We start from the raw sequence: 14,872 nt of genomic DNA, 5'->3' as shown, positions 1-14,872 counted from the left end.
CCGGGCGGCGGGGCCGCCTTTTTTCGTCAGATTCTCACGGGGAGACTTGACCTTCCCATAAGGTCAGGGTTTAGGCTGTCTGTTCCGATGCCACAAGGATGACTCCCATGCAACGTCGCCACTTCCTGAAACTCACCGCCGCACTGAGTGCAGCCGGAGCCTTACCGCTCTGGAGCCGTTCGCTGATGGCGGCCAGCCGCCCGCTGTTACCGATTCCCTCGCTGCTGGAACCCGATGCCCGCGGCAGCTACAGCCTGACGGCGATGCAGGGCACGACCCAATGGAATGGCAAAGCGGTGCCGACCTGGGGCTACAACGGCAGCCTGCTGGGGCCGGTGCTGAAGCTGCAGAGTGGCAAACCGGTAACGGTTAACATCCATAACCGCCTGCGTGAAGCGACCACGCTGCACTGGCACGGGCTGGAGATTCCGGGAGCGGTGGATGGCGGCCCGCAGGCGATGATTGCGCCGGGCGGCTCGCGGCAGGTTTCCTTTACCCCCGATCAGCCTGCGGCGACCTGCTGGTATCATCCGCATCTGCATGGCAAAACCGGGCATCAGGTGGCCCAGGGGCTGGCGGGGCTGATCCTGCTGGAGGATAAAGAGAGCGGCACACTGCGGCTGCCCTCGCAGTGGGGCGTGGATGATGTGCCGCTGATCTTTCAGGATAAGCAGCTCACCCGGGATGGCAGCCGAATCGACTATCAGCTCGACGTCATGCGCGCCGCGGTAGGCTGGTTTGGCGACATGATGCTGACCAACGGCGTGCAGTACCCGCAGCATGCGGTGCCGCGCGGCTGGCTGAGGCTGCGCCTGCTCAACGGCTGTAATGCCCGTTCCCTGCAGATCGCCGCCAGCGATCGCCGTCCTCTCTATGTGATCGCCAGCGACGGTGGCCTGCTGGCCGAGCCGGTAAAGCTCGACGCGCTGCCGATCCTGCCGGGTGAACGCTTCGAGGTGATGATCGATACCTCGGACGGTCAGGCCTTCGATCTGGTGACGCTGCCCACAGAGCAGATGGGCATGACGCTGCCGCCCTTTGATCAGCCGCTGCCGCTGGTGCAGATCCTGCCGCTGCGGGTGATGGCGAGCGCCACGCTGCCGGATCGGCTGGCGACGCTGCCCGCGCTGCCGGCCACCGACGGCCTGACCACGCGCTGGCTGCAGCTGATGATGGACCCGCAGCTGGACCAGCAGGGCATGCAGGCGCTGATGCAGCGCTACGGTGAAAAGGCAATGGGCAAGGGCGGGCACGGGCATCACGCGATGCCGCCGAAGCAGGCGAAGGCCGCAGAGCAGCCGATGCCGGCAATGGATCACGGGGATCACAGCATGCATGACATGCCCGGCATGGCGCAGCCCGCCGGGTACGATTTCCGTAACGGCAATAAGATCAACGGCAAGGCCTTCGATATGACGACACCCGCGTTCGCCGTGAAACTGGGTGAGAGTGAGACGTGGACGATTTCAGGCGAAGGCGACGCGATGCTGCATCCGTTCCACATTCACGGTACGCAGTTCCGCATCCTCTCCGAGAACGGCAAACCGCCCGCCGCACACCGGCAGGGCTGGAAAGATATGGTTAACGTCGACGGCGGGCGCAGCGAAGTGCTGGTTCGCTTCAACTATGTCGCCGCCGCCGAACACGCTTACATGGCCCACTGTCATCTGCTGGAGCATGAAGACACCGGCATGATGCTGGGCTTTACCGTGAGCTGATTACGCCTGTTCCAGCGCCAGCTTCACATCCTCGATCAGGTCACCGGCGTTCTCGATGCCAATCGACAGCCGCACCGTGGCATCCGTGATGCCAATGCGCTGACGCACCGCCTGCGGCACGCCGGAGTGGGTGGTGCTGCCAGGGTGGCTGGCCAGGGACTCCGTACCGCCCAGGCTGACCGCCTGCTTAAACAGCGTCAGGGCATTGAGAAAACGGAACGCAGCGGGCTGACCGCCGGTAATATCAAACGAGAAGGTTGACCCGGCGCCGCTGCACTGCTCGTGGTAGGTTTTTCCTTCGGCGCTTTCCGCCTCCAGATAGGGCAGCCAGTGCAGCTTCGCCACCTTCGGGTGATCGCGCAGAAACGCGGCGACCGCCTCCGCATTGTGAAAGGCTTTCTCCATCCGCAGCGACAGCGTTTCCAGCGAGCGGCTGAGCATCCAGCTGGAGTGGGGATCGAGCTGGGTGCCGATGGCGCTGCGCAACGCGCGCACTTTTGCCATCAGCGCCTTGCTGCCCATCGCCGCACCGGCAATCAGGTCAGAGTGGCCACCCACATATTTCGTCAGCGAGTAGAGCGACAGATCCGCGCCCAGCGTCAGTGGCTGCTGGAACAGCGGGCCGAGCAGGGTGTTGTCGCAGGCGATAACGGGACGCGAACCCTGCTGCTGTTCAATCTCATCGGCCACCCGCGCGATCAGGCGGATATTCACCAGGCTGTTAGTCGGGTTCGCCGGGGTTTCAATCAGGATCACCGCCACCCGGCCCCGGCTCATGGCCTGCTGCGCCGCCTCACGGACTTTCGCCTCATCGTTGCCGTCGCTGAAGCCCACGGCGTTGATGTCCAGATTGTGCAGCGTTTTGCTGATCAGCGTCTCGGTGCCGCCATAGAGCGGCTGAGAGTGCAGGATCACCTCACCCGGACGGGCAAACGCCAGCAGGGTGGTGGAGATCGCGGCCATACCGGATGAGAAGAGCGAACAGCTCTCAGCCTGCTCATAGATCGCCAGACGATCTTCGACAATCTCGCTGTTAGGATGGTTAAAGCGGGAGTAGACCAGACCGCCCGATTTGCCTGCCGGGGGTTCACGGCGACCGGAGACGTAATCAAAAAAGTCCCGTCCCTCTTCGGCGCTGTCGAAAACAAAGGTCGAGGTCAGAAAGACCGGCGGCTTCACCGCGCCCTCAGAGAGACGCGGATCATAGCCATAGTTCAGCATCTGAGTTTCGGGGTGCAGCGGTCTGTCGCCGATATGCGTTTTTTTGCCTGATGATGAAGTCATTGTAATCTCCGGCCAGCGGGACGAGTAGGGTAACGATCTGTTGGATAAAGGCTACCACGCAGCGAATCATGCCGGTAAATGCCGGAATGTTCTAAGGTAATGCGCAATCCGGCCAGCGGCGTAAAACGGGCGAGAATTTTTTTGACGTAATCGTTTGCTTCGGGCGTCACCGCGCCGACGCGGCGGCGTCTGTGGTAGACTTCGGGGCTTTCTGACGTAACCGGGCTGAACGCAATGAAACACACTGTTGAAGTGATGATCCCTGAACAGGCAATCGCCACGCGCATCGCTGAACTGGGCAAAGAGATTAACGACCACTACCGCGACAGCGGCAGCGACATGGTACTGGTGGGGCTGCTGCGCGGCTCCTTTATGTTCATGGCGGATCTCTGCCGCGCCATCGACGTGCCGCATGAGGTCGACTTTATGACCGCTTCCAGTTACGGCAGCGGCATGTCCAGCTCGCGCGATGTGAAAATCCTGAAAGATCTGGATGAAGATATCCGGGGCAAAGATGTGCTGATCGTCGAAGACATCATCGACTCCGGCAATACGCTGAGCAAAGTGCGTGAGATCCTGCAGCTGCGTCAGCCAAAATCACTGGCGATCTGCACCCTGCTGGATAAGCCAGAGCGCCGTGAAGTTGAGGTCAGCGTCGAGTACGTCGGCTTTGCCATTCCTGACGAGTTCGTGGTCGGCTTCGGTATCGACTATGCGCAGCACTATCGCCACCTGCCTTACATCGGCAAAGTGGTCCCGCTGGAATCCTGATACTGCCTTAACCGCACATTCTTCCAAGGCCTGCAGCCATTGCCTGGTGTAGGCTATGTCGCGCTTTACGCCGCGTTCGACTCAGGCGTCGCTGTTCATCTGCAGGTTAGCCATGCCGTGACGGTAGCGCTGTTCGAGGATCTCCCGGCTGTTGGCCGTGACATCAAGGTTACGCAGACAGCCATCCTGAATACCGTATACCCAGCCGTGCAGGGAGACAGTCTGTCCGCGTTTCCAGGCCGACTGCAGCACGGTTGAGTGCCCCAGGTTGTAGACTTGTTCAATAACGTTGATTTCGCACAGTTTGTCCAGGCGCTTATCCGGCGGGAGTTCCCCCAGCAACACGCTATGCTTGTACCAGAGGTCGCGGATGTGCAGCAGCCAGTTGTCGATTAAGCCCAGCTCCGGGTTATCCATCGCCGCCTGCACGCCGCCGCAGCCGTAGTGGCCGCACACAATAACGTGTTCCACTTCCAGTACTTCGATGGCGTATTGCACCACCGAAAGACAGTTCAGATCGGTGTGGATCACCAGATTGGCCACGTTGCGGTGAACAAAGAGTTCGCCCGGCTCCAGTCCGGTCAGACGTTCGGCGGGGACGCGGCTGTCCGAGCAGCCAATCCACAGGAAGCGCGGTTTTTGTGCCTGGGCGAGCCGCTCAAAAAAGCCGGGATCTTCTTCAATCAGTAATTTTGACCATTCACGGTTGTTACTGATCAGGGTGTTGATATCTGTCATGGCGTTGAGCGACCGGTTACTGCGCAGAGTGCGCGCGCGTACTATAGGCCAGGGCCTGATAAATTTAAACGGCATTGTAATGCCATCAAAACAGGGTATGGATGCAGAATGACATATGCACTGGAACTTTCCGGGCTGACCAAGACCTATGCCGGCGGCGTTCAGGCGCTGAAGGGCATCGATCTTAACGTCGAAGCCGGTGACTTTTATGCGCTGCTGGGGCCAAACGGCGCCGGTAAATCGACCACCATCGGCATTATCAGTTCGCTGGTGAACAAAACCGGCGGCAGCGTGCGGGTGTTTGGCTACGATCTGGAAAAAGATGTGGTCAACGCCAAACGCCAGCTGGGCCTGGTGCCGCAGGAGTTTAACTTCAACCCGTTTGAGACGGTGATGCAGATCGTCGTCAATCAGGCGGGCTACTACGGCGTCGAGCGTCGTGAGGCCAACCAGCGGGCGGAAAAATACCTGAAGCAGCTCGATCTGTGGGGCAAACGCGGTGAACGTGCGCGGATGCTCTCCGGCGGGATGAAACGCCGCCTGATGATCGCCCGTGCGCTGATGCATGAGCCGAAGGTGCTGATTCTGGATGAGCCGACTGCCGGGGTCGATATCGAACTGCGGCGTTCCATGTGGGTCTTCCTGAAAGATCTCAACGCCAAAGGCACGACGATTATCCTCACCACCCACTATCTGGAAGAGGCGGAGATGCTCTGCCGCAACATCGGCATTATCCAGAGCGGTGAGCTGGTGGAGAACACCTCCATGAAAGCGCTGCTCTCCAAGCTCAAATCAGAAACCTTTATCCTCGATCTGGCCCCGCGCAGTCCGCTGCCGACGCTGGAGGGGTTCCAGTATCGTCTGACCGATACCTCTACGCTGGAAGTGGAAGTGCTGCGTGAGCAGGGGCTGAACAGCGTCTTCAGCCAGCTCAGTGCGCAGGGCGTACAGGTATTGAGTATGCGCAACAAAGCTAACCGTCTGGAAGAGCTGTTTGTGGGTCTGACGACGCAGGGAAAAACAGGAGTTAAAGCATGACACATCTCTACTGGGTGGCGCTGAAAAGCATCTGGGCCAAAGAGGTTAACCGTTTTGCCCGCATCTGGATCCAGACGCTGGTGCCGCCGGTAATTACCATGACGCTCTATTTCATCATCTTTGGCAACCTGATCGGGTCGCGCATCGGTGAAATGCACGGCTTCAGCTATATGCAGTTCATCGTGCCGGGACTGATCATGATGGCGGTCATCACCAACGCCTATGCCAACGTGGCATCCTCGTTCTTCAGCGCTAAGTTCCAGCGCAATATCGAAGAGCTGCTGGTCGCACCGGTTCCCACTCACATTATCATCGCGGGCTATGTCGGCGGCGGCGTGGCGCGGGGCGTCTGCGTGGGCGTTCTGGTCACGGCGATCTCGCTGTTCTTTGTGCCGTTCCATGTCCACTCGTGGGCGATGGTGGCGGTAACCCTGCTGCTGACCGCGATTCTGTTCTCTCTGGCGGGTCTGCTGAACGCCGTCTTTGCGCGCACCTTCGACGATATCAGCCTGATCCCGACCTTTGTGCTGACCCCGCTGACCTATCTGGGCGGCGTATTCTACTCGCTGAGCCTGCTGCCACCGATCTGGCAGGCGATCTCCAAACTTAACCCGATCGTTTATATGATTAGCGGATTCCGTTACGGTTTTCTCGGCATTAATGACGTGCCGCTGGTCTTTACTCTCTCAGTACTGGTGGCCTTTATTGTGGTCTTTTACGGGCTGGTCTATGCGCTGATTCAGCGCGGTCGCGGATTACGCACCTGACGACAGCGAAAATAGCGGGGCCACGCAGCAATAAGCGCGTGGCCTTTTTTTTGTCTGTTTAAACAGCAATCGTTGCGGTTGTCACTGGCCTTAAAAAACACCTCCGCGCCAGGGCCATCTGTTTATTTTTTCCTCTGCAGCCACGCGCTGCCTCGCTTTGCTCCCCGCTGTCAGTGAAATAACCCTAAGTTTTATCTGATATTACACAGGGGGGTGTCGCTATCTTAATGATTCTCAAATGATAAATATTTTTTAAGATTAGCCCTAACGCCAGGCGGTTGTTTATTTTATTTCGAGTGATCAGAATACGATGCGAATAAGCTTATTCCTCCGCTCAGGGAAAAAAGAGTGGGTCCGGGGTGTTTTCAATAATAAAAATGGCTTCCGAATCAGGGCCAGTTTTTAATCAAAGGCAGGATAAGATGAATCGTATAACGTGGATCGACAATCTGCGGGGATTGAGTATTCTCGCAATCATTTTTTTGCACAGTACTATCGCCGTACATAATAACGCCGGACATTTTACCGCCTTCAGCAGCCTGTTAAATGAGATGCTGGCACCGGTCAGGCTGGGACTGATGTTCTTTGTTTCGGGGTTATTTGTCGATGCCGGATTAAGAAAAGGTCTGGGTCCTTTTTTTAATAACAAAGTACGCAGTATTCTCTATCCGTTCATGGTCTGGGTCGCGGTTTATGGCGGGTTAAAAATCCTGTTCAGCTCGATGGCGAATACCCCGCAATCACCGATGAATATTATTCTCTCTCACCTGACCGGTGGCGGCGATATGACCTGGTTCCTGCATTCGCTGTTTATTTTCTTTATTGTGATTATCTTCGCGCGTCATCTGCCGTTTCTGCTGGTGTTTGCCCTCTGCATGGCGCTGAGCTGGGCTCTGCCGGCGCTTGACCCGGAGGGGGTGTTTGCCAGCTTCGACAATACCCATATCAACAAATCGCTCTATCTGTTTGTTTTCTTCTATCTCGGTGATTACGTGGTGAGAAAGCAGGTCGATATTGCGGAAAAAGTTCAGCACGGCCCGACGCTGCTTATTTCGCTGGTCAGTTTTATCGTGCTCTCCTGCCTGAATATCTTTGTGCTGGATCGTCACGCTCAGGCATTATTGTCACCGCTGGCGCTGCTGTCGGTGCCGCTGTTCGTCTGGATTGCGCTGAAGCTGAAGTCGGAACTGGTCTACTACATTGGCGTGAATTCGATTGTCTTTTACCTGTCGCATTATCTGGCGATTCAGTTCTTCAGTAAGATTGTGAAATTTGAAAGCCCGTCAGCCTGGGTGAACGACGTGAAGTTTATTTCGGCGTTTCTGGTGGCACTGGCGTTGCCGTGGACATTGTGTCTGATGAGAAAACGCGGCTGGTTTAATTTCCTCTTCACGATGAAGAAATCATCGAAGCCGATGACGAGCAAGGCGGCGTAATCCGTCGCCATGAAAAAGGCCGGCCGTTTAACGGGCCGGCCTTTTTTTATCAGGCAATCTGCACCGGCACTGCTTTTGCCAGACGCTTCATCTGATTATCACCTTCAAAATAGGCGACTTTGGGCTGCCACTGACGCGCTTCGGCATCGTCAACCTGCACGTAAGAGCAGATAATTAAAATATCACCTTCGCAGGCGCAGCGGGCGGCCGCACCGTTGACCGAAATAATCTTAGAGCCGCGTTCAGCCGCGATAGCGTAGGTAGAAAAACGCTGACCGTTGGTGACGTTATAAATATCGATCGCTTCATATTGCAGAATGCCGGAAGCCTCCAGGAAATCCTGATCGATAGCGCAGGAACCTTCATAATTGAGGTCCGCCTGTGTCACCTTGACGCGGTGCAATTTGCCTTGCAGAACTGTGCGAATCATAGCCAGAAACCTTGTCAGAGAAAGAAAATAACCTGCCGCAGGGGGAATTACTGCGTCAGGTCAACGGTTTGATTATCGATCAGGCGGGCATTACCCAGCCAGGCGGCCATCAGCACCACCGCGCGCTGGCTGTCCACCGTCAGCGGCTGCAGCGTTTCCGCGTCGCAGATCGCCAGGCCATCCGGACGCAAGCCCTGTGCCAGCAGCGCGTCACTGGCCGCCTCGACGATCTCTTCGATGTGACGCTCGCCGTTCTCCAGCCGCGTCGCCATCTGATTCATCACCTGGCTCAGCACCGGAGCCAGCCTGCGCTCTTCAGCCGTCAGGTAGCCGTTGCGTGAACTCAGCGCCAGGCCATCTTTCGCCCGTACGGTTGGCACGCCAACAATCTCAATGTCGAAGCCCATATCGGCCACCATCTTACGAATGATAGCCAGCTGCTGAAAATCCTTTTCGCCGAAACAGGCAATATCGGGCTGGACCAGATTAAAGAGTTTACTGACGATGGTGGCGACGCCGCGGAAATGGCCGGGACGGGTGGCCCCTTCCAGCAGGGAAGAGAGCACCGGCACCTCAACGAAGGTCTGATTCTGCGCGCCCTGCGGATAGACTTCGGCAGGCGAGGGGGCAAAGACCACGTCAACCTGATGACGGTTCAGCTTTTCGCAATCTTCCTGCAGCGTGCGCGGGTAGCGCGCCAGATCGTCGGCACGATCGAACTGCATCGGATTCACAAAGATCGAGACGATGACGATGTCGCCGCGCGCCCGCGCTTCATCCACCAGCGTCAGATGCCCTTCATGCAGATTGCCCATGGTCGGCACCAGCGCAATGCGTTTACCCTGCTGACGCCAGCGACGGACTTCCTGGCGCAGCATCAGCAGCGTTTCAATGATCAACACGATGACTCTCCCGGATTACTGGAAACTGTGCTCGGCCGCCGGATAGATTCCGGCCTCGACGTCGGCGATATAGCGGCGAATGGCTGCGCGAACGTCGCCGGTCTCCGCCAGGAAATTTTTGGCAAACTTAGGGATATGGCCGCCGGTCACGCCGAGCGCATCATGCATCACCAGAATCTGCCCGTCGGTGACGTTACCGGCCCCGATGCCGATCACCGGAATGGTGAGCGCGTCGGTAATGCGCTGCGCCAAGGAGACCGGAACGCACTCCAGCACCATCAGCTGTGCGCCTGCGGCTTCCAGCGCCAGTGCATCCGCCAGCAGCTGCTCGGCGCCTGCGTCGTCCCGGCCCTGTACTTTATAGCCGCCGAAGATATTCACCGACTGCGGCGTCAGGCCGAGATGCCCGCACACCGGCACCGCCCGCTCGGTCAGCATCTGCACGCTTTCCGCCAGCCAGCTGCCGCCTTCCAGCTTCACCATGTTGGCTCCGGCTCGCATCAGCTGCGCGGCGCTGTCGAAGGTCTGCGCTGGGGTGGCGTAACTCATGAACGGCAGATCGGCGAGCAGCAGGGCCTGCGGCGCGCCACGGCGAACCGCGGCGGTGTGATAAGCGATGTCGCTGACCGTCACCGGCAGGGTGGAATCATGCCCCTGCACCGTCATCCCTAACGAATCACCGACCAGCAGAACCTGAATGCCTTCCTCGGCAAACAGACGGGCAAAACTGAAATCGTAGGCGGTCAGCGTGGCGAACTTTTTCCCGCTGGCCCTGGCCTGACGCAGATGTGAAATCGTGGTAGGTTTCATGGCGCTCTCAACTCAGGAATTCGGATGCGCGCAGTTTACTGGATAGCGTGAAAGAGCGGAATCACAGATGTGCGTTTGTCGCGTCAGCCGTGCCACAGCACGATGCTGCGGGTGTCGAGCGCCGTCAGAAAGGGGCGAAGCGGGCGGCCATCCGGCAGGCAGGCATCCGGTGCGATCGCCAGCAGCGGCACCAGCATAAAGGCGCGGTTAAGCAGGTCATAATGCGGCACAGTCAGCCGCGGCGTAGTGATAAGCGCCTCGCCAAACAGCATTACATCGATATCCAGCGTGCGCGGTCCCCAGCGTTCCGCTTTGCGTACCCGGCCATGCTCATGTTCGATGCGCTGGGTATGATCCAGCAGCGCCTCTGCGCTGAGATCGGTCTCCAGCGCCACGGCGGCGTTGAGAAAATCGGGCTGATCGGGCGGGCCATAGGGGGGGGTGCGATAAAACGGAGAGGTTGCGATGCGCTGCGTCTGCGGCAGCGCATCGAGTGCGGTCAGCGCTGCATCAACCTGATGCAGCGGATCGGCCAGATTACTGCCTAGCGCGAGGTAGACCCGTGTCATGAGACGTTGTGGTTGTCGCGACGGGGGGCGGAAGAGCGGCGGCGCGGACGGCGCGAGCGGTTGCGTGGCACCGGATCGTCGCCCAGGTTATTCAGCATGTTTTTCTGCTGGGGCGGAGCCGCCACCTGGAACTCGCCCCACCACTGGCTCAGGCGCAGCAGTTCCGGGTTATTCTCGACCTCTGCGCGCAGCGCCAGCAGATCGTAAGCGGCGCGGAACTTCGGATGCTCCATCAGCTTCCAGGCGCGTTTACCGTGACGACGCGACATGCGCAGCTGCAGCAGCCAGATATCGCGGATCAGCGAGGTGATACGCTTCGGAATCGCCAGCGCGCGGCACGCTTCGTCCAGCGTGTCGTTCATCGCCATTGCAAAGGCTTCGAAGTAGGTCAGGCCGCTCTCCTGCGCGATGCGCTCTGCCGCTTCAAGCTGCGGATACCAGAACATCGCGGCAAACAGGAACGCCGGGTTAACACGCATCTCATTATGAATACGGTTATCGGTGTTCTTCAGCACCTGCGCGACCATCCGCTCCATGTGGCTGTCGCTGTTCTCCGTGAAGTTGCGCGCCAGGGTCGGGAACAGCGGCTGGAACAGCTGATATTCACAGAGTTTGAGATAAGTGCTGTAGCCGTAACCCGCCTGCAGCAGCTTCAGCGACTCTTCAAACAGGCGAGCAGGCGGAATGTCACGCAGCAGCGAGGCGAGACGCGGGATTGGCTCGGCGGTTTCCGGCGCGATGCTCATGTTGAGCTTAGCGGCGAAGCGCGCGACGCGCAGCATGCGGACCGGATCTTCGCGATAGCGGGTTTCCGGATCGCCAATCAGACGGATAATGCCCGCTTCCAGATCGCTGATGCCGCCCACATAGTCACGGACGGTGAAATCGGCCACGCTGTAGTAGAGGCTGTTGATCGTCAGATCGCGGCGCTGGGCGTCATCTTCGATAGAGCCGAAGATGTTGTCGCGCAGCAGCATCCCGCTCTGGGCACGCTGCGAACTGTTGCGATCCTCATCGGGCTCTTCCGCCTGATGGTGACCACGGAAGGTGGCGACTTCGATCACCTCCGGGCCAAACATCACGTGAGCCAGACGGAAACGGCGACCGACCAGGCGGCAGTTGCGGAACAGCTTGCGCATCTGCTCTGGCGTGGCATTGGTCGTGACGTCGAAATCTTTGGGTTTTTGCCCCAGTAGCAAATCGCGCACGCCACCGCCTACCAGATAGGCTTCATAACCGGCTTTATTCAGGCGATAGAGCACTTTGAGGGCATTTTCGCTGATGTCTTTACGTGAGATGGTATGGCTTTCACGAGGGATGATGGTCATAAGACGCTCTGGTTCAACCTCTGCTGGGGCTTCCTCTTCATCTCGCTTCAGGACTTTCCGGCAAAAATTAGCTACTCGGGTAAAAATGGGACACCTCGACAGTGGCAATAAGGGTGTAGGTAAAATCAGCGGCTAATCATAGCCTGTTGAGAACCGTTTGAGAATGCTGTTGTCTGTGCATCCGGTTTCAGGGCGTTCTCCTGCGGCATCAAAGCGATATTCCACTGTGCCACCGCATCAGACAGCAGTTTCTCCTGCGTTAAGTCCTGCCATCCGCAGGAAACCGGCTGCCCGAGGAAGCGTAACGCCGCCACCAGCAGCGGCCGGGCATCGCCATCCGGCAGGGCGGGGGCGTGATTCTGCTTCGATAACTTATTGCCATCGTGATTCAGCGCCAGCGGCAGATGCATCCAGTCGGGCACCGGCCAGCCAAACTGCTGATAGAGCGCAATCTGGCGCACGGTCGGTTCGATTAAATCTGCGCCGCGCACCACTTCGGTGATGCCCTGAAAGTGATCGTCGACCACGACCGCCAGATTATAGGCAAACAGGCCATCCCGGCGATGAATGATAAAATCTTCCTGCGCCAGCGCGCGCTCCGCCGCTGTCCGGCCGCGCAGCCGATCCTCAAACGCCAGAACCGGCGCATGCTGGCGTAAACGCAGCGCGGCATTCTCCGGCCCGCGCTGCCGGTCACGGCAGTAGCCATCATAGAAGCCACCGATCTGCTGGATGCGGCGTCGGGTACAGGTGCAGTAATAGCTCTGCCGATGCGTCCGCAGCCAGGCCAGCGCCTCGCGATAGGCATCATGACGCTGAGACTGCCAGAGCACCTCGCCATCCCACGTTAAGCCATACTGCTCCAGTTGGTGCAGGATACGGCTGGCGGCGCCCGGCACTTCGCGTGGTGGATCGATATCTTCAATCCTCACCCGCCAGAGGCCATTCTGCGCGCGCGCGCTCAGGTAACTGCCCAGCGCAGCAATCAGCGAGCCAAAGTGAAGTTCACCAGAAGGGGAGGGGGCGAAACGGCCGATACAGGAGGATGACATAGGGGTCAGAAGTGACCACGCAGGGAGCGAAACAGCAGATGCTCCGCTGCGTGGTAACAGGCTGGACGCGGCATCAGCCGGCCATTTGTTTCTCACGAATTTCTGCTAACGTCTTGCAGTCGATGCAGAGATCGGCTGTCGGACGCGCTTCGAGACGGCGGATACCGATCTCAACGCCACAGGAATCGCAATAGCCGAAGTCGTCATCTTCAACTTTCTTCAGCGTCTTCTCGATCTTTTTGATCAGTTTACGTTCGCGATCGCGGTTACGCAGTTCCAGGCTGAACTCCTCTTCCTGTGCGGCACGGTCAACCGGGTCCGGGAAGTTGGCAGCTTCATCCTGCATGTGCGATACGGTACGATCGACTTCGTCCCGCAATTGATTACGCCAGGCTTCCAGAATCTTACGAAAATGGGTCAGCTGCGCGTCGTTCATATACTCTTCGCCAGCCTTCACCTGATAAGGTTCGACTCCGGCGATAGCGAGAATACTCAGGGACGATGTTTTACGGTTTTGACCTTCTTGCATGTTGCTTCTCCTGGATAACACGCACTATACCCTTTCACTGACGTCTCGCAGGGGCGTAACTGCCAGCCTGCATCTGACCTCTGCGGGGTACATCGATCCCCCATTGGGGAAAAAAACAGGCCGCTATAAATAACAGAAGCAGTCAGGGTTGGCAATTCTTCATGAACACACCTTGACAAGCCTGTGAGGAACAGCGTATTCAGCGTCTCGCTCAGAACATTCTTAGCACATAAAATTGCAAAAGATATTACAAGGTTACGTTAATCGGCGATTTAAGAAACATCCCCTGCGCCGACAGCGCGGCCTGAAACGCTAAAACCTCTACGCCCTCCTGCTGCGCCTGAGCCAGTTGTTCTGCATACGCCGCATCGATGTGACGTGCCGGGGAAACGTCCTCAATCCCCGAGTGCAGAACGGCAAACAACAAAACGGCCCGATGGCCCTCTGCCGCCACTGTCGCCAGTTCGCGCAGATGCTTTTGGCCTCGAATCGTCACCGCATCCGGAAAATACCCTTTGCCTTCATGTAAAAGAGTGACGGATTTGACCTCAATATAGCAGTTGCGCCGGCCCTCTGCCTTGAGCAGGAAATCAATTCTGCTTTTTTCAGTACCATATTTAACTTCGGCCTGACGCTGGCTGTAGCCGGCCAGTGCAGGCAGCCGGTTCTGATCCAGCGCTTCCGCCACCAGCAGGTTGGCGCGCAGGGTATTGACGCAGATCCAGTGGCCCTGCTGCGTTTCGGTCAGCTCCCAGCTGTGGGGGTATTTGCGCGTCAGGCTGTCGGAGGTGGAGTACCAGACCCGATCGCCCGGCGTCGCGCAGCCGGTCATGGCACCGGTGTTGGCGCAGTGGATCGTCAGCACCTCACCGTCGGGCGTCATGACATCGGCCAGAAAGCGCTTGTAACGGGCGATCAGGCGGGCAGGTTTAAGGGGCGGAGAGAAGTGCATGGGGATCCTGAGAAGAGAGTGGCCAGCTGGCCAGTGCGCGATAGCGGGTCCGGCCCCGGCTGTACTCAGAGGCGAACAGTGAAAAACGGGAAACGCGGAAACGCCAGTGAAAGCCGCGCGGCGGTAACGCTACCGGCTGCGTGGCGTGGCGTAACAGCGTGATGTGCGGATGAAACGGCTGCGGGCTCTGATGACAGCCATGCCGGGCGGCCTGCGCCCGCAGCAGGCTGGCGAGCTGCAACAGACCGCGTGGCGCGCGCTGGCAGCCGAGCCAGACCACGCCGGGGCGCGGCCAGTGTCCGGCATCATCCAGATCGAGATCAAAGCCGGGCTGAACGATGCGCGACGCCAGGGTCTGCAGGCGCTGTGAGGTCTCCGGCGTCACCTCACCCAGAAATGCCAGCGTCAGGTGCAGATTCGCCGCAGCGACCGGCACGCCCGCCCCGGCCGGAAAGGTGTCGGCCCGCCAGCGCACCAGCGCCTGCTGCATATCGTCAGGCAGGCTGAGGGCAAAAAATAAGCGTTGTGTCGCCATGGCGCTCTCCGGC

The 14,872-nt window shown here is 58.6% G+C and carries 16 protein-coding genes; 5 read left to right on the top strand and 11 right to left on the bottom strand.

Going from position 1 to position 14,872, the window contains the following annotated elements; translation table 11 throughout:
- The first annotated feature begins 107 nt into the window (after positions 1-107).
- Positions 108-1,718 carry a multicopper oxidase CueO gene (gene cueO / locus J1C59_RS15215; RefSeq protein WP_140917018.1) on the top strand — a complete coding sequence of 537 codons (1,611 nt, stop codon included), beginning with the start codon at positions 108-110 and terminating at the stop codon, positions 1,716-1,718.
- On the opposite strand, the gene J1C59_RS15210 is transcribed toward cueO, so the two are convergent.
- Complete coding sequence (locus J1C59_RS15210) at positions 1,719-3,002, bottom strand: cystathionine gamma-synthase family protein (RefSeq protein WP_128086424.1); 1,284 nt, start codon at positions 3,000-3,002, stop codon at positions 1,719-1,721.
- Positions 3,003-3,236: 234 nt separating this feature from the next.
- On the opposite strand from J1C59_RS15210, the gene hpt reads away from it, so the two are divergent.
- A complete protein-coding gene (hpt, locus tag J1C59_RS15205) occupies positions 3,237-3,773 on the top strand; it encodes a hypoxanthine phosphoribosyltransferase (RefSeq protein WP_128086425.1) in 537 nt (178 codons plus the stop codon).
- Positions 3,774-3,854: 81 nt separating this feature from the next.
- Here hpt and can read toward each other — a convergent pair whose 3' ends face one another.
- Positions 3,855-4,511: a carbonate dehydratase gene (can, locus tag J1C59_RS15200; protein WP_128086426.1), complete on the bottom strand. Its 657-nt coding sequence runs from the start codon at positions 4,509-4,511 to the stop codon at positions 3,855-3,857.
- A gap of 108 nt (positions 4,512-4,619) precedes the next feature.
- Between can and J1C59_RS15195 the strand changes: the two genes are divergently transcribed.
- The 3 genes from J1C59_RS15195 to J1C59_RS15185 all read left to right on the top strand — a co-directional run bounded on the left by J1C59_RS15195 (position 4,620) and on the right by J1C59_RS15185 (position 7,752).
- Positions 4,620-5,549, top strand: a complete 930-nt coding sequence (locus J1C59_RS15195) for an ABC transporter ATP-binding protein (protein WP_128086427.1) — start codon at positions 4,620-4,622, stop codon at positions 5,547-5,549.
- Positions 5,546-6,316, top strand: coding sequence for an ABC transporter permease (locus J1C59_RS15190; protein ID WP_128086428.1), 771 nt, complete (start codon positions 5,546-5,548; stop codon positions 6,314-6,316). The genes J1C59_RS15195 and J1C59_RS15190 overlap by 4 nt, the downstream gene beginning before the upstream one ends.
- Before the next feature lie 422 nt (positions 6,317-6,738).
- Positions 6,739-7,752: an acyltransferase family protein gene (locus J1C59_RS15185; RefSeq protein WP_128086429.1), complete on the top strand. Its 1,014-nt coding sequence runs from the start codon at positions 6,739-6,741 to the stop codon at positions 7,750-7,752.
- Positions 7,753-7,801: 49 nt separating this feature from the next.
- On the opposite strand, the gene panD is transcribed toward J1C59_RS15185, so the two are convergent.
- The 9 genes from panD to thpR all read right to left on the bottom strand — a co-directional run bounded on the left by panD (position 7,802) and on the right by thpR (position 14,859).
- Positions 7,802-8,182: an aspartate 1-decarboxylase gene (gene panD, locus J1C59_RS15180; RefSeq protein ID WP_128086430.1), complete on the bottom strand. Its 381-nt coding sequence runs from the start codon at positions 8,180-8,182 to the stop codon at positions 7,802-7,804.
- A 47-nt stretch (positions 8,183-8,229) separates the two neighbouring features.
- Positions 8,230-9,084: a pantoate--beta-alanine ligase gene (gene panC / locus J1C59_RS15175; RefSeq protein WP_128086431.1), complete on the bottom strand. Its 855-nt coding sequence runs from the start codon at positions 9,082-9,084 to the stop codon at positions 8,230-8,232.
- A 15-nt stretch (positions 9,085-9,099) separates the two neighbouring features.
- Positions 9,100-9,894, bottom strand: a complete 795-nt coding sequence (gene panB / locus J1C59_RS15170) for a 3-methyl-2-oxobutanoate hydroxymethyltransferase (RefSeq protein ID WP_128086432.1) — start codon at positions 9,892-9,894, stop codon at positions 9,100-9,102.
- An 83-nt stretch (positions 9,895-9,977) separates the two neighbouring features.
- A complete protein-coding gene (folK, locus tag J1C59_RS15165; protein WP_128086433.1) occupies positions 9,978-10,463 on the bottom strand; it encodes a 2-amino-4-hydroxy-6-hydroxymethyldihydropteridine diphosphokinase in 486 nt (161 codons plus the stop codon).
- Positions 10,460-11,878, bottom strand: a complete 1,419-nt coding sequence (gene pcnB / locus J1C59_RS15160; RefSeq protein WP_208721860.1) for a polynucleotide adenylyltransferase PcnB — start codon at positions 11,876-11,878, stop codon at positions 10,460-10,462. Before pcnB ends, folK begins: the two co-directional genes overlap by 4 nt.
- 38 nt (positions 11,879-11,916) lie before the next feature.
- Positions 11,917-12,843 (bottom strand): tRNA glutamyl-Q(34) synthetase GluQRS, encoded by a 927-nt coding sequence (gluQRS, locus tag J1C59_RS15155; RefSeq protein ID WP_140917017.1) that lies wholly within the window; start codon positions 12,841-12,843, stop codon positions 11,917-11,919.
- Positions 12,844-12,916: 73 nt separating this feature from the next.
- Positions 12,917-13,372 (bottom strand): RNA polymerase-binding protein DksA, encoded by a 456-nt coding sequence (dksA, locus tag J1C59_RS15150; RefSeq protein ID WP_111140281.1) that lies wholly within the window; start codon positions 13,370-13,372, stop codon positions 12,917-12,919.
- A gap of 247 nt (positions 13,373-13,619) precedes the next feature.
- Positions 13,620-14,324, bottom strand: coding sequence for a DNA/RNA nuclease SfsA (sfsA, locus tag J1C59_RS15145; protein ID WP_128086957.1), 705 nt, complete (start codon positions 14,322-14,324; stop codon positions 13,620-13,622).
- Entirely contained in the window at positions 14,302-14,859 is a 558-nt protein-coding gene (gene thpR / locus J1C59_RS15140; protein WP_140917016.1) for an RNA 2',3'-cyclic phosphodiesterase, read from the bottom strand. The genes sfsA and thpR overlap by 23 nt, the downstream gene beginning before the upstream one ends.
- Positions 14,860-14,872 lie beyond the last annotated feature (13 nt).

Source organism: Pantoea deleyi (genome assembly GCF_022647325.1).
Classification (GTDB): Bacteria; Pseudomonadota; Gammaproteobacteria; order Enterobacterales; family Enterobacteriaceae; genus Pantoea; species Pantoea deleyi.
This window is presented reverse-complemented; position numbering and strand designations above follow the sequence as displayed.

Bases quoted from the DNA above. Each gene is read 5' to 3' on its own strand.
- cueO (WP_140917018.1), top strand. From the start codon at position 108: ATGCAACGTCGCCACTTCCTGAAACTCACCGCCGCACTGAGTGCAGCC.
- J1C59_RS15210 (WP_128086424.1), bottom strand. From the start codon at position 3,002: ATGACTTCATCATCAGGCAAAAAAACGCATATCGGCGACAGACCGCTG.
- hpt (WP_128086425.1), top strand. From the start codon at position 3,237: ATGAAACACACTGTTGAAGTGATGATCCCTGAACAGGCAATCGCCACG.
- can (WP_128086426.1), bottom strand. From the start codon at position 4,511: ATGACAGATATCAACACCCTGATCAGTAACAACCGTGAATGGTCAAAA.
- J1C59_RS15195 (WP_128086427.1), top strand. From the start codon at position 4,620: ATGACATATGCACTGGAACTTTCCGGGCTGACCAAGACCTATGCCGGC.
- J1C59_RS15190 (WP_128086428.1), top strand. From the start codon at position 5,546: ATGACACATCTCTACTGGGTGGCGCTGAAAAGCATCTGGGCCAAAGAG.
- J1C59_RS15185 (WP_128086429.1), top strand. From the start codon at position 6,739: ATGAATCGTATAACGTGGATCGACAATCTGCGGGGATTGAGTATTCTC.
- panD (WP_128086430.1), bottom strand. From the start codon at position 8,182: ATGATTCGCACAGTTCTGCAAGGCAAATTGCACCGCGTCAAGGTGACA.
- panB (WP_128086432.1), bottom strand. From the start codon at position 9,894: ATGAAACCTACCACGATTTCACATCTGCGTCAGGCCAGGGCCAGCGGG.
- folK (WP_128086433.1), bottom strand. From the start codon at position 10,463: ATGACACGGGTCTACCTCGCGCTAGGCAGTAATCTGGCCGATCCGCTG.
- gluQRS (WP_140917017.1), bottom strand. From the start codon at position 12,843: ATGTCATCCTCCTGTATCGGCCGTTTCGCCCCCTCCCCTTCTGGTGAA.
- dksA (WP_111140281.1), bottom strand. From the start codon at position 13,372: ATGCAAGAAGGTCAAAACCGTAAAACATCGTCCCTGAGTATTCTCGCT.
- sfsA (WP_128086957.1), bottom strand. From the start codon at position 14,324: ATGCACTTCTCTCCGCCCCTTAAACCTGCCCGCCTGATCGCCCGTTAC.
- thpR (WP_140917016.1), bottom strand. From the start codon at position 14,859: ATGGCGACACAACGCTTATTTTTTGCCCTCAGCCTGCCTGACGATATG.